At 72.3% G+C, this 13424-nt stretch carries 11 protein-coding genes; 8 read left to right on the top strand and 3 right to left on the bottom strand.

The window, feature by feature from the left end; all coding sequences use genetic code 11:
- Positions 1-126 precede the first annotated feature (126 nt).
- Genes MBA17_RS43150 through MBA17_RS43130 form a run of 5 tightly spaced genes read left to right on the top strand, consistent with a single transcriptional unit; the run spans position 127 to position 6205 of the window.
- Positions 127-1203 carry an ABC transporter ATP-binding protein gene (locus MBA17_RS43150; RefSeq protein ID WP_238503751.1) on the top strand — a complete coding sequence of 359 codons (1077 nt, stop codon included), beginning with the start codon at positions 127-129 and terminating at the stop codon, positions 1201-1203.
- 14 nt (positions 1204-1217) lie between these two features.
- Positions 1218-2327, top strand: a complete 1110-nt coding sequence (locus MBA17_RS43145) for an ABC transporter substrate-binding protein (RefSeq protein WP_238503750.1) — start codon at positions 1218-1220, stop codon at positions 2325-2327.
- 13 nt (positions 2328-2340) lie between these two features.
- A complete protein-coding gene (locus MBA17_RS43140; RefSeq protein ID WP_238503748.1) occupies positions 2341-4047 on the top strand; it encodes an ABC transporter permease subunit in 1707 nt (568 codons plus the stop codon).
- Positions 4044-4976 carry a succinylglutamate desuccinylase/aspartoacylase family protein gene (locus tag MBA17_RS43135; RefSeq protein ID WP_238503746.1) on the top strand — a complete coding sequence of 311 codons (933 nt, stop codon included), beginning with the start codon at positions 4044-4046 and terminating at the stop codon, positions 4974-4976. The genes MBA17_RS43140 and MBA17_RS43135 overlap by 4 nt, the downstream gene beginning before the upstream one ends.
- Positions 4977-4978: 2 nt before the next feature.
- Positions 4979-6205: a metal-dependent hydrolase family protein gene (locus MBA17_RS43130; RefSeq protein WP_238503744.1), complete on the top strand. Its 1227-nt coding sequence runs from the start codon at positions 4979-4981 to the stop codon at positions 6203-6205.
- A gap of 22 nt (positions 6206-6227) precedes the next feature.
- Here MBA17_RS43130 and MBA17_RS43125 read toward each other — a convergent pair whose 3' ends face one another.
- Positions 6228-7529 (bottom strand): FAD-dependent oxidoreductase, encoded by a 1302-nt coding sequence (locus MBA17_RS43125; RefSeq protein WP_238503742.1) that lies wholly within the window; start codon positions 7527-7529, stop codon positions 6228-6230.
- A gap of 341 nt (positions 7530-7870) precedes the next feature.
- Here MBA17_RS43125 and MBA17_RS50790 point away from each other — a divergent pair, with 341 nt between their 5' ends.
- Positions 7871-9046: a sensor histidine kinase gene (locus tag MBA17_RS50790; RefSeq protein ID WP_238503740.1), complete on the top strand. Its 1176-nt coding sequence runs from the start codon at positions 7871-7873 to the stop codon at positions 9044-9046.
- A 178-nt stretch (positions 9047-9224) separates the two neighbouring features.
- Complete coding sequence (locus MBA17_RS43115; RefSeq protein WP_238503736.1) at positions 9225-9878, top strand: response regulator; 654 nt, start codon at positions 9225-9227, stop codon at positions 9876-9878.
- 15 nt (positions 9879-9893) lie between these two features.
- Here the strand turns inward: MBA17_RS43115 and MBA17_RS43110 are convergent, their stop codons facing one another.
- Positions 9894-11015: an alpha/beta hydrolase family protein gene (locus MBA17_RS43110; RefSeq protein ID WP_238503735.1), complete on the bottom strand. Its 1122-nt coding sequence runs from the start codon at positions 11013-11015 to the stop codon at positions 9894-9896.
- 301 nt (positions 11016-11316) lie between these two features.
- The gene (locus tag MBA17_RS43105; protein WP_238503734.1) at positions 11317-12726 is read right to left on the bottom strand and encodes an MFS transporter; all 1410 of its coding nucleotides are present in this window, start codon (positions 12724-12726) and stop codon (positions 11317-11319) included.
- A 121-nt stretch (positions 12727-12847) separates the two neighbouring features.
- Here MBA17_RS43105 and MBA17_RS43100 point away from each other — a divergent pair, with 121 nt between their 5' ends.
- Positions 12848-13408, top strand: coding sequence for a GNAT family N-acetyltransferase (locus MBA17_RS43100; RefSeq protein ID WP_238503733.1), 561 nt, complete (start codon positions 12848-12850; stop codon positions 13406-13408).
- Positions 13409-13424: the final 16 nt, after the last annotated feature.

The raw sequence follows: 13424 nt of genomic DNA, 5'->3' as shown, positions 1-13424 counted from the left end.
CGCCTTCTCCCCCGGCGACATCGCAGGTCACCCCGCAATCGGGGATGAAAATTTCAGCCCGCACGCCGTACGGTTGACGCGCGGGGCGTTGACGTGGAGCCCCCCGGACTTTTACGTTGACTACCAATGAACGCTAAGCCACTACCACTGAGTGGGAATGAGCGCACCCCGGACGCCGAGCTGCGAGGCATCCGCAAGGTGTACGACAACGGTGCGCGCGGCGTGGAACACCTCGATCTCACCGTGGCCAGAGGGGAGTTCTTCGCGCTGCTCGGACCGTCCGGCTGCGGGAAGAGCACCACGCTGCGCATCCTCGCCGGGCTGGAGGAGCCGACGGCGGGAGAGGTGCTCATCAGGGGGGAGCCGATGCGCGGCCGGCCCTCGCACCGCCGGCCGACCAACATGGTCTTCCAGCGCCTGGCCCTCTTCCCGCACCTCACGGTGGCGCAGAACGTCGCCTTCGGCCCCCGGCTGCACCGCTGGCCGCGCGCGCGGATCGAGAAGACGGTCGCCGCCAAACTGGAACTCGTCGGGCTGTCGGGCTACGGGGATCGCCTCCCCGCCCAGCTCTCCGGCGGGCAGCAGCAACGCGTCGCGATCGCCAGGGCGCTGGCCAACGAGCCCGCCGTACTCCTGCTCGACGAGCCGCTCGGCGCGCTGGACCTGCGGCTGCGCGTCCAGATGCAGCAGGCGCTGAAGCGCATCCAGCACGACTCGGGCACCACGTTCGTCTACGTCACCCACGACCAGGTCGAGGCGCTGACCATGGCGGACCGGATGGCGGTGATGAACGAGGGCCGGATCGAGCAGGTCGGGGCCCCCGCCGACCTCTACCGGGCGCCGGAGACGGTCTTCACCGCGACGTTCCTCGGCGACACGAACCTGTTCGAGGGCTCCCCGCGGGGCGATGTCCTGGACGTGGACGGCGTCGGCATCAAGATCCCCCGGTCCGGCCGTACGGTCTCGGTGCGGCCCGAGCACGTCACGGTCGCCGAGCGGGTCGCTCCCCGGTTCGCCAACCGGTTCCGCGGCCGGCTGGAGGACGTGATCTTCCAGGGGGCGAGCACCCGCTACCACGTCCGGCTGCCGCCGGGGCTGCTGGTGATCGCCGAGCAGCGAGAGGAGACGGGCACGCCCTTCTCCGTCGGGGACGAGGTCGAGATCGGGTGGGATGCCGGCGCCGCCGTCGTCCTGGACAAATGATCATGGAGGCGGCGATGCAGGAACGTTCCATCTCCCGGCGGGGTCTGCTGGCCGGCGCCGCCGGACTCGCGCTCGCCTCGGCGTGCGGCGAGGTCAACCCGGGAGGACCGGCCACCGGGCCGAGCGCGGGCCAGAACGGCTCCGGCGGCAAGCTCAAGGTGACCATGTTCGCCTTCCTCGGCGGCGACCTCGGCAAGATGCCCAAGGAGTTCGCGGCGGAGTACATGCGCTCGCATCCCAGCGTGCAGATCGAGGTCTACGAGCAGTCCAACACGGTCGGCTACACCCGGATGCTGGCGCAGAAGAAGGCCGCGCCCGACCAGCCGCTGGTGAACTTCGGCTTCTTCAACGCGCAGAGCTCGGTGCAGGGCGTCGCGGACCGCATGTGGGCCAAGCTCGACTACTCCGCGATGTTCAACGCGGCCGACATCGACGAGAGGTTCCGGCGCGAGGACGGGTACGGCATCGGCATCGGCGCCGACCAGCTCGGCCTGCTCTACAACCGTGACAAGGCGCCCAAACCGCCCACGTCGTGGTCCGCGCTCTGGGACCACGCCTTCCGCGAGCAGGTCACCTTCCTGCAGTTCCCCTGGTACGCGGTGTTCATGGCCGCCAAGCTGAACGGCGGCGGCCTGTCGAACATGGAGCCCGGCTGGCAGCTCTGGGAACGCGAGGCCAAGCAGATCCGGCTGCTGGTGGAGTCGAATCCGCAGTACCTCAACGTGCTCAGCAACGGCACCGCCACGCTGACCGGCTACTTCGCCGGCACCGGCCAGCAGTGGATCAACTCCGGCGCGCCGCTCAACTACGTGGTGCCCAGCGAGGGCGCGATCCCGCTGCCCGTCTACCTCCAGGCCGTCGAAGGCTCCACGCCCAACCAGCTTGAGGCGATCAACGACATGATCAACGAGATGATCTCCCCCAGATGGTCGCAGCGCTGGGCGGAGACGAGCATCGAGACCCCCGCCAACACCAAGGCGAAGATCCCGGCGGACCTGGCCAGACTCCCGGCCTTCTCCCCGGCGACCAGGAAGGGCTTCATCGACGTCGACTACACCATCGTCGGCACGCACAACGCCGAGTGGCAGCGACGCTGGGAGACCGACATCGCCTCGCGAATCTGAGGGAGGCGGGTTGATGAGGGACCGGTTCGCCCGGCACCGCACGGCCTATCTCCTCGCGGCGCCTGCCATCGTCGTGCTGGCCGTCGTGTTCGTCGGGGCCATGCTCACGCTGCTGGAGTACAGCTTCCACCAGTACGTGCCCGGTGGCGGCGACGTCGGCGGCACCATCGCCACCTGGCGGTCGTTCCTGACCAGCGGCTACCACTGGAACATCGTCTGGGAGACCGTGCAGCTCGGCGTGATCACCACGGTCGCCGCCGTGCTCGTCGGCTATCCCACCGCCTACGCGCTGCACCGCGTCCGCCGCTCCGGCTGGCGTTACGTGGGCATGTTCGTCATCTTCGCGCCGCTGCTGACCAGCGTGGTCGCCAGGACCTACGGCTGGGAGCTGGTACTCGGCGACAGCGGCGCGCTCAACGGCCTGCTCGGCGCCTTCGGTCTGGGCCCGGTCGAGATCCTCTACCAGCGGACCTCGGTCGTCATCGCGCTGGTCCACATCCTGCTCCCCTTCATGGTCTTCCCCATCACCAGCGCGCTCGGCCAGGTCGATCCGGCGCTGGGCGAGGCGGCGGGCGATCTCGGGGCCGGCGCGTGGCGGCGGTTCCGCATGGTCACCCTCCCGTTGACGGCTCCCGGCCTCATCGCGGGGGCGCAGCTCGTCTTCGCGCTGTCGATCAGCTCGTTCGCGACGCCGAGCCTGCTGGGCGGCGGCCGGGTCGCCGTCCTGGCCACCGACATCTACGACAACGTCAACAACGTGGACTGGCCGCTGGCCGCGGTGTCCTCGTACGCCCTGCTGATCCTGGCCGCCGTCGCGCTGGCGCTCTTCGGCTGGACGCAGCGCCGGATGGGACGGGCGGAGCAGGGCGGGGTCACGGCCGGGGCCGCGACCCCGCCGGGCGCGGGCGGCTGGGGGGTGTGGCTGGCGGCGGTCTACGTGTTCGTCCTGCTGCCGCTGGTCATCGTCGTGATCAACTCCTTCTCCTCGGTGTCCTTCGGCACCTGGCCGCCGCCCGGTCTGTCCACCAAGTGGTACGCCAACCTCTTCCAGCAGCCGGGGCTGGGCGCGGCCGCCGTACTCAGCCTGGAGGTGGCGATCTGCGCGACGGCCGTCAGCATGGTCATCGGCACGGCCGCCGCCACCGCCCTCGTACGGCACCGGCCACCGGGCAGACGGGTGCTGGAGACCCTCACCCTGTCCCCCACCGTCGTGCCGAAGGTGGCCTTCGGCTTCGCCGGGTTCATCTACCTGCACCGGCTGGGTCTGTTCGGCGGGATCGGCGGGCTGATCGCCACCCATGTCGTGATCATCCTGCCGTTCGTGGTGATCGTGGTCACCGCCGCGCTGATGCGGGCCGACGTCACCCTGGAGGCCGCCGCCAAGGACCTCGGCGCGGCGCCGCTGCGCGCCTTCCGGCTCGCCACCCTGCCGCAGATCCGGCCGGCGCTGGTCGCCGCCGCCCTGTTCGCCTTCGTGGTCAGCTTCGACGAGATCGACATGACCGTCTTCCTGCTGGCCCCCGACCAGAACACCCTGCCCGTCTGGATGTTCGTCTACATGCAGAAATATCAGGATCCGACGTTGGCCGCCCTCTCCACGCTGCTGATCGCCGCAGCCCTGGTGATCGCGGGCCTGGTCGCCCTGCTGCTGGCCCGCTCCGGCGTCTTCGCGACGCTCACCGGCTCCCGCCGTCCCGCCAAGGAAGGATCTTCCCTATGACCGCCGCCCACACCGTCGAGCAGGTACCCGTCACCACCCTCGCCGGGCATCTGCTGGAGTTGACCGTCCACACCCTGCGCGGCGCGGCTCCCGGCCCGCGCCTGGTGCTGTTCGGCGGCATTCACGGCGACGAGCCGATGGGTTCGGAGACGGTGCGCCGCATCGTCGAGACCATCGACACCGCCGAGCTGAGCGGCACGATCGTCGCGGTCCCCGTCGCCAACCCCTACGCCCTCCAGGCGCTGACCAGGAACACCCCGATCGACGGCGTGAACCTCAACCGGATCTTCCCCGGGACCCGCACGGGCACCGTCACCGAGCAGGTCGCAGCGGTCCTGTGCGAGATCCTCTCGGGCGCCGACCACTTCATCGACTTCCACTCGGGCGGCATCCTGGCCACCGTCGACTACGCCTACATCCACGACGCGGGCGCCGAGATGTCACGCGCGTTCGGCTGCTCCGTCCTCTACAAGGGCAAGCCGTACCCCGGCTCGGCCACCGGCTGGGCGCTGGAGCAGGGGATCGCCTGCATGGTCAGCGAGCTGGGCGGCGGCGGCCAGCGGATCGAGGAGTTCCTGGACAGGGGCATCGGCGGCACCCTCAACGTGCTGCGCGCCCTCGGCATGCTCCCCGGCGCGCCGGTGCCGCCGCCGCCCGGCCAGGTCGTGGTGGAGACTCTCACCGTGCTGCGCCCCACCGTCGGCGGTACGATGCTGTCCAGCTACGGCGCCGCTCAGATCGGCGAGCGGATCCCCAAGGGCACGGTGCTGGCCCGCATCGTCAGCCCCTTCACCTCCGAGGAGCTCGAAGTGCTCACCGCCCCTTACGAGCCGAGCATCCTGGTCCTCGGCCGCGAACCGCTGACCAACGTGACGCCCGGCGACTACGGCCTGATGCTGGCCGACGGCTCGACCGCGAAGCCCGCCTAGCCGTGCGCGGAGGGTCGCTCACCGTACGGCACGCCGCGATCGTCGACCCGGTCGCCGAGTCGGTCCGGCGAGATGTGCGCCTGCGCGTCGAGGACGGGATGATCGCCGAGGTCGCCGCCGACCCCGGCACCCCGGTGGACCCGGCGGAGATCGACGCGTCCGGGCGGTTCGCGCTGCCCGGGCTCATCGACTGCCATGTGCACGTCACCGCCTACACCGCCGACGAGCACGCGCTCACCATGCGGTCGCCCGCCTACGTCACCGCGCACGCGGCGGTGGAGCTCCGTGCCATGCTGCACCGCGGCTTCACGACCGTGCGCGACATGGCGGGCGCGGACGACGGCCTGGCCAGGGCCGTCGACGAAGGGCTGCTGCCCGGCCCGCGGCTGTTCGCCGGCGGCAAGGCCCTCTCCCAGACCGGCGGCCACGGCGACCTGCGCGCCGCCGGGCAACTCCTGTACGACCCGCACCCGTGGACCCCGGGGCTCGGCCGGGTCTGCGACGGCGTCACCGAGGTACGGCGTGCCGTACGGGACGAGGTGCGGCGCGGGGCCCGGCACATCAAGCTCATGTTGTCCGGCGGGGTGTCCAGCCTGACCGACCGGATCGACTCCACGCAGTTCTCCGACGAGGAGATCGCCGCCGCCGTCGAGGAGGCGGCCGCCGCCGGTCTGTACTGCGCCGGGCACGCCTACACCTCGCTCGCGGTGGAACGGGCCCTGCGGCTCGGCGTGCGCACCGTCGAGCACGGCAACCTGATCGACGGACCCGTGCTGGGCCTGTTCCTCGACCGGGACGCCTTCTTCGTGCCCACGCTGGTCACCTATGCCGCGCTCGCCGAGGAGGGGGAACGCCACGGGCTCGCCCCCGAGAGCCATGCCAAGGTCTTCGAGGTGCTCGACGGCGGCCTGCACGCCCTGGAGATCGCCGACCGGGCCGGTGTCGCGATCGCCTTCGGCACCGACCTGCTCGGCCCGATGCGGGTCAGGCAGCCGGCCGAGTTCCGGCTCCGCGCGCAGGTCCAGACCCCGGGCGCGGTCCTGCGCTCCGCCACGACGACCGCCGCCCGGCTGCTCGGCCAGGAGGGGAGACTGGGCGTGCTCGCCCCGGGCGCCCACGGCGACCTGCTCCTGACCCGCCACGATCCGCTCTCCGACGTCACCCGGCTGGCGTCGCCGGAGACGGAGATCACGCTGGTCGTCCAGGCGGGTCACGTCATCCGCTCCTGACCCGCCGCGCGACGAGCCCGGCCTAACGGCGCAGCACCCGCCGTGCCGCGACGGCCGCGCCCAGCAGGCAGCCGCCCGCCACGGCCGCCACCCACCGCCGCTGGCGGGCGATCCGCCGCTGCACCTCGGCGTACGGCACGGTGCTGAACGACACCATCTCGTACCTGGAGACGTAGCGCCCGGGGAGCAGCCGTTCCAGCCCGTGCTCGACCCGCTTCTGGGCGAGGAACACGCGGGAGGCGACCTTGTCGCGCATCTCGATGAAGTTCGCGAGCGCCAGTTCGGCGATGGTGTCCGCGTTGGGCTTGCGCCGCCGTTCGAAGAGGGGCAGCGCGGCGGCGAAGTCGTCGGAGGTCTCCGCCAGGCACCGGTCCAGCTCGACGCAGTCCTCGAAGCCGCAGTTGGCCCCCTGACCGTAGAAGGGGACGATGGCGTGGGCCGCGTCACCGACCAGGGCGACGACCGCGTTCGCGCCGCGCACCTGCCAGGGCGAGCAGCGGATGGTGACCAGGTGGCCGACGGGGTTGTGGCGGTAGTCGTCCTCCAGGCCGGGCATCAGGGCGTGGGCGTCGGGATAGGCGGCGGCGAACACGTCGGCGATCCGGGAGGCGTCGGCGAAGTCACGCTTGGGCCAGAACAGGGTGCAGGTGAACGAGCGGTCGGGGTTCGGCAGGGCGATCATCATGGACCGGCCGCGCGGCCAGATGTGCAGCGCCCCGGGGTCCATGGCGTAGCCGCCGTCGGCGGGCGGGATGCTCAGCTCCTTGTAGCCGTAGTCGAGGAACTCCTGGCTGAAGTCGAACCCCGGTCGCACCTGGAGGGCCGCCCGGACCGCGCTGAAGGCCCCGTCGGCGCCGATCACCACCGGGGAGCGACAGGTCACCCGGCCCTCCGGGGTGTCGAACTCCATCTCGCCGTCGTCCACGTCGAGCCCGACGAGCCGGTGGGAGAAGCGCAGCCGGAGGCCGGGGAGTTCGGCGGCGGCATCGAGGAGGGTGCGGTTCAGGTCGCCGCGGCTGATGGAGTTGATCGCCCGCCTGCCGTCCGCGCTGTAGGGCTGGAAGCTCAGCGTGCCGTCCGGGGCGTGCATCATACGGCCGGGCATCGGCAGGGCGGCCGACAGCACCGCCTGATCCAGGCCGACCCGGCGCAGCGCGTCGACACCCCGCTCGGAGATCGCCAGGTTGATCGACCTGCCGCGCTCCGCGCCCGCCTCCCGCGGGTCGGGCCGCCGCTCGTACAGCGTGACGGTGTGGCCCCGGCGTGCCAGAAAGCACGCCAGCAGGCAGCCGACCAGGCCGGCGCCGACGATCGAGACCTCCACGTGGTCCTCCGTTTCCCTTCGCGGTGTGTACGGCATGCCACGGCCGACCCCCGGGATCGGGCCGCCCGACGCCGCCCCAGACCCGTGGCGGAACGCCCTGGCCCCCGGACCATGACGGGACGCCCTGGCCTCCGAATCGAGGCGGGACGCTCTTCCGAGGTCGCCGGTGCGATCATCGTGCCACCCCTCTCATGGGTGCGCCTCATGATGCGATACCCCCCCGCCGCACGGGAAACGATGAGATCGGCCCGCGTGGGACGCCGCACCCCTGACTTTCGTCGGGGGTGGCGGGTGACGACCGGCAGAGGTGAGCGGTGCCGGCCGCCTAGTAACGTCGCAGCGTGACGAACCACCGGCTTGGCGTGCGTGACGTGGCGCTCTGGGCCCTGCTGGGCCTGCCCGCGGGGCTGTCCCCCGCCGTGCCGTCCTGGTGGGACGAGGGCTCGGACGTCGCCGGGGTCACGATGAGCGTCGTCGGGGTGGCCGCCGTGACGGCCGCGATGCTGCTGCGCCGGCGGTCCCCGCTGACCGCCATGATGATCGCGCTGGCGGCCGGCGCGTGGAGCGTGAACGAGAGCCTGGCCACGGTGGACCCGTGGGGCTTGGAGCAGTTGGACACGATGCGGCTCGGCCCGCTGAACGGGCTCACCCTCGCGATCGTCGTGTTCGGCTACGGGGCCGGCCGCCGGATGGACCGCGCCCGGACCGCCCTGCTGGCCTACGCCGCGATCCTGGGTGGCGGCCTGTTCGCGATCCTCATCGTCTCCTTCGCCCCGGCGGGGAACGCGGCGATCGCCGGCTTCTGGATACCGGTGCTCTCGGGCGCCCTGCTGAGCGGCCTGCTCCCCTATGCGATCGGCCGGATGGCCTGGCAGCGCGCCGAGGCGCGCGTCCGCGAGCGGGAACTGGCGACCGGGCAGGCCAGGCTCCGCGAGCGCAACCGGATCGCCCACGACATGCACGACTCGATCGGCCACGACCTCGCCCTCATCGCGCTCCGCGCCGCCGCCCTGGAGGTCGCGCCCGATCTCGGCGAGCGGCACCGCAGGACCGCCGGTGACCTCAGGATCGCCGCCGCCGACACCACCGAACGCCTCAGGCAGGTCATCGGCGTGCTCCGCGAGGAGGACCGGGCGCCGGTGACCCCGCCGGTGGAGAGCGTCACGGAGATCGTCGAACGGGCCAGGAGATACGGCGTGCGGGCCGAGCTGCGCGGCGACGGCTCGCTTCGCGACCGCACGGCGAGCCGCGTGGTGCAGGAGGCTCTGACCAACGCCACAAAGCACGCGTCCGGGGCTCCCGTGATCATCGAGCTGGCCAGTGCGGGCGCCGAGATCGCGGTGACCGTCACCAACCGCGCCCCCGAGTCGCGGCCCGCCCGCCCGAACGGCGGCGGCCTCGGCCTGATCGGCCTGCACGAGCGCGTACGGCTGGCGGGCGGCACCTTCGAGGCTTCGGCCAGATCCGGCGTGTTCCGCCTCACGGCCCGCTTTCCATCCGGGGACGGAGCACGTTGACCTCCTCCCCCGGTGCACGACGAGAGATCCCGTCTCCCATGGTGAAGGATTCGATGACCCCCATCTGCCGCACCTCCTCCAGACCGGAGGCCCCGACTTCCCCGCCGGCCGGGGCGGGGAACGCCGATCACGTGTACTCCGGGTCGAAACGGTCGGACTCGGCGTCGGAGGAGGTTCGGTGATCCGGGTGTTGCTGGCCGACGACGAGGCCATGATCAGGGCGGGGGTGCGGGCCATCCTCGCCGCCGACCCGGAGATCGAGGTGGTCGCCGAGGCCGGGGACGGACGTGCGGCGGTCGACCAGGTGCTCGCCCACCGGCCGGACGTGGCCCTGCTCGACATCCGGATGCCCGGCCTCGACGGCCTGGCCGCCGCCGCGGAGCTGCGCGTGGTCGCGCCCGGCACGACCGTGGTGATGCTGACCACCTTCGGGGAGGACGAGTACATCGCCAGGGCGCTCGACGAGGGGGTCGGCGGATTCCTTCTCAAGTCCGGCGATCCACGCGAACTGCTGGCCGGCATCCACGCGGTCGCCGACGGCGCCGCCTACCTCTCGCCCCGGATAGCCCAGCGGGTCATCGCGCAGCTCAGCGGCGGCCGGATGAGCCGCGAGGCCGCCGCCCGCGCCCGGATCGCCGCCCTCACCCCCCGCGAGCGCGAGGTGCTGGGCCTGGTCGGCTCCGGGCTCTCCAACGCCCAGATCGCCCGCCGCCTGCACCTGGTGGAAGGCACGGTCAAGGCCCACGTGAGCGCCGTTCTCACCCGTCTGGACGCGGCCAACCGCGTGCAGATCGCGATCATCGCCCACGAGGCCGGCCTGCTGAACCCCTGAGCGCCCGGCACCGGATCACCCTGCCAGCCGGGCGATGATCAGCTCGGCCGTCTCCCGCCAGACGGGGCGCGACGGGTCGATGACCGCGAAGTGATCGCCGGGCCGTTCGAGGTGGACCGCCGCCGCGCCGGCCGCGCGGGCGTACCTGCGGGCCGTGTCGACCAGGTCGGGGTCGTCACCGGCGCCCTGCACGACGAGCTGCGGAACGCCCAGCGGCAGGCGCGTGATCGGGCTGGCGGCGGCGTAGACGTCCGGGAGCGCGTCCGCGGTGCCGCCGAGCGCGCCCTCGACCGCCCCGGCACCGGAGAACCGCCGCTCCGCCTCCACCAGGTCGAGCACACCGGCGAGCGAGACCGCCAGCGCCACCCGGCCGGGCTCGTCGGCGGCGGCCCGGAACGCGAGTTGCCCGCCCGCCGAGTGCCCGAGCAGGACGAGCGGCCCCCGCTCCAGCCCCGCCCGCGCCACGGCGGCGATCCCGGCGGCGACGTCGGCGGTGGTGGCCGCCCACCCGTGCAGGTCGGGACGGCGGTACTCCAGGTTCCAGACCGCGAGACCACGACCGGCGAGATCGATGGCCAGCGCGTCCATCAGGTCGGCCCCCCAGATGGACCGCCAGTAACCGCCGTGCAGCAACACCACCACCGGTGGCCCGCCCACTCGCCCGTCGAACGGCCCGGCCATCGGGTCACCCGGCGGCTCACCCGGCGGGGCGGGCAGCCGCAGGTCCGCCCACTGGTCGAGATGCCCGCCGTACGCGATCCTGCGCGCGGGCACGCGCAGCCGGTGTACGGCGTGCCGCACGGCCCACGTCACTCCCGCGAGGCCCCTGCCGTACAGGTGGGCCGAGCCCTTCGCGACCGGAACGGGCCCGGTGCGGTGGAGGTCGAGCCAGACGGTCCGCCCGGTGTGCGGTCCCGTCCCGGCCATCAGCTCCCTGGCGGCGGGCTCCGGTCCCGGCAGCACCACCAGCGCCTCCTCGGGGACCGCCGTGCCGAGGGCCGCCGCGAGGGCGGTGACGTCGGGCGCGGTCAGGACACGGCCGGTCACGCCGAGCGCGGCGGACTCGCGGTCGGCGAGCTCGCCCACCGACTCGGGACCTGCCGTGAGCCCGGGGCCGATCACCGTCGTGACCCGCATCAGGTGCTCGCGCCCGCGCCGGGCGAGATGGCCGGCCGGTCTGGCGGGGGTTCCTCGGCGTGCACGGCGAAGGGCACCCGGCGGCCGAGCGGCAGCGATTCGATCTCCATACCGGCATCCTCCAGCTTCTCGGCGCGCGATCAAGCTGTGCGCGTTCGAATCGCCGTCGACCAGACGGAGACGCCCGGACCGGGTGCCGTCGGGCAAGCGGGTTTCAGGCGGCGGGCGTCCACGGGACGTAGGCCACCCCAGGGCGCGGAAACAGCAGGGCGGGCACCACCGCGATGCGGACGGGCCGATGTCAGGATGTGATCTCGGGCACGCCTCGCCGGGGGACGATGAGCATGACGAGAAAGCCGATCACGGTGATCACGATCATGGTGAGGAAGACGTTGTGCACCGCGCCGGCCAGGGCCAGCCTGACCCCCTCGACCCCGGGACCGGCGCCGTTCAGTGCGCGGGCGGCCTCGTCGACCGAACCGGCCCGCTCGGCGAGGCTCGCCCCGGCCACCGCCGCGAAGATCGCGGTGCCCAGCGCGCCGCCGGCGATCCGGAAGAACACCACGCCGCCCGTGACCACCCCGCGCTGCCCCCTGCCCACCACGGACTGCGCGCCCACCAGCGTGGAGACCGAGAGCAGGCCGAGTCCCGCGCCGTTGACGAGGGCGCACACCCCGGCGTAGGCGACCGAGGACGACGGTGAGAGCAGGGCGAACATCACTCCGGAGACGAGGACGAGGGTCAGCCCGGTCAGGCCCGTGTCGCGGAAGCCGTACCTCATGTAGAGGCGCGGCGAGAGCGCCGCGGCCACCGGCCACCCGACCGACTGCACCGCCAGCGCGAACCCCGCGGCGACCGCGCCCGCGCCCAGCACGCCCTGCGCGTAGGTCGGCAGGAAGACGGTCGGCGCGATCAGCACCATGCCGACCACCGCGCTGCCCAGGAAGGTGCCGAGCAGCATCCGATCACGCCAGATCCACGGCGGGATCAGCGGCTCGGCGGCCCGCCTCTCCCACCAGCCGAAGCCGGCTGCCAGCGCGATCCCACAGGGGATCAGCCACCAGGCCGCCGTCTGCAGGCCCAGCATGATGGCGACGATCGCACCCGCGAGCAGCGCGGTGCCCGCGAGGTCCAGGCGCTGCGCGTCCGTCCGGAGCGGCACGGTCTCGCGCAGCCAGATCGTGATGACCACCAGGGCGGCGGCGCCCACCGGTAGGTTGAGCAGGAAGATCCACCGCCACGAGGCGAACTCGGAGAGCACTCCGCCGATCGCGGGCCCGGCCAGCGCGGACACCCCCCACACCGTGCCGAACAGGGCGGAGATCCGCCCCCGCTCCTGGATCGGGTAGAGGTCGCCCGCGACGGTCTGCGTGATCGCCTGGATCGCCCCGGCCCCGACGCCCTGTACGGCACGGCCCACGATAAGCATCGGCATGTTCCAGGCCACGCCCGCCAGCAGCGAACCGGCGAGGAAGATCGAGGTGCCCGTGAGGAGCATCGGCTTGCGGCCCCTGACGTCGGCCAGCCTCCCGTAGATCGGTGTGCACACGGCCTGCGTGAGCATGTAGGCGGCGATCACCCAGGGGAAGAGCGAGAACTGGCCGAGGTCGCGGACGACGGCGGGTACGGCGGTCGCCACGATGGTCTGGTCCATCGCCGACAGGGCCATGGTCAGCATGAGCCCGGCTACGACGGGGCCACGACGCGTCACTCGTCACCCTCGGGGTCAAGCACGCCCCAATACAAGCACACGTGACGCCCAATTGGACAAAAGGGTCATCGTTCCCGTCGATCACTGGCTCTGCGGCGGTTGAGGGGTTAGCGTCGGGCCCATGCGCGGTGTTGAGATCACCGGAAAACGGCTGGGGCTGCGCGAAGTGGCCCCCGACGACGTCGACGCGTTGCACGCGGTCTACGGCGACCCGGCCGCCACCGAGCATCTGCCCTTCGAGCCACGCACCCACGAAGAGGTCGCCGAGATCGTGGCCGAGGCGCTGCGGACGGCGGAGACGGAACCCCGCCGGCTCTATGTCCTCGCCGCCACCGAGGTGGACACCGGGGAGGTGATCGGAGTCGCCAGGATCAGCATCGAGATCGACCATCCGCACAGCGCGGAGATCGGCCTCGGCCTGCGGCCCGACCACTGGGGCCGGGGCATGGGCACCGACCTCGTCCGGCTGATGCTCCACCTGGGCTTCACCTCGCTCGGACTGCACAGGCTCTGGGGCGCCCGGTCTCCCGCCAACACCGCCGCCCAGCTCGCCATGCTGGTCGCGGGCATGGTGGAGGAGGGCAGGATCCGCCACCACGTGCGGGCCAGGGGCGCCTGGCGCGACTCCATCGTGCACTCCGCGCTGGAGGACGAATGGGAGGGACACCGTTCCCTGGGGTAGGTGACTCACGACCGAC

It is taken from the genome of Dolomitihabitans soli (genome assembly GCF_022213955.1).
GTDB lineage: Bacteria > Actinomycetota > Actinomycetes > Streptosporangiales > Streptosporangiaceae > Streptosporangium_A > Streptosporangium_A soli.
Note: the sequence above shows the minus strand (reverse complement) of the source record. Positions and strands in the feature narration are given on the sequence as shown.

Coding starts and splice junctions, on each gene's coding strand:
- MBA17_RS43150 (WP_238503751.1), top strand. CDS start 127: ATGAACGCTAAGCCACTACCACTGAGTGGGAATGAGCGCACCCCGGAC.
- MBA17_RS43145 (WP_238503750.1), top strand. CDS start 1,218: ATGCAGGAACGTTCCATCTCCCGGCGGGGTCTGCTGGCCGGCGCCGCC.
- MBA17_RS43140 (WP_238503748.1), top strand. CDS start 2,341: ATGAGGGACCGGTTCGCCCGGCACCGCACGGCCTATCTCCTCGCGGCG.
- MBA17_RS43135 (WP_238503746.1), top strand. CDS start 4,044: ATGACCGCCGCCCACACCGTCGAGCAGGTACCCGTCACCACCCTCGCC.
- MBA17_RS43110 (WP_238503735.1), bottom strand. CDS start 11,015: ATGCGGGTCACGACGGTGATCGGCCCCGGGCTCACGGCAGGTCCCGAG.
- MBA17_RS43100 (WP_238503733.1), top strand. CDS start 12,848: ATGCGCGGTGTTGAGATCACCGGAAAACGGCTGGGGCTGCGCGAAGTG.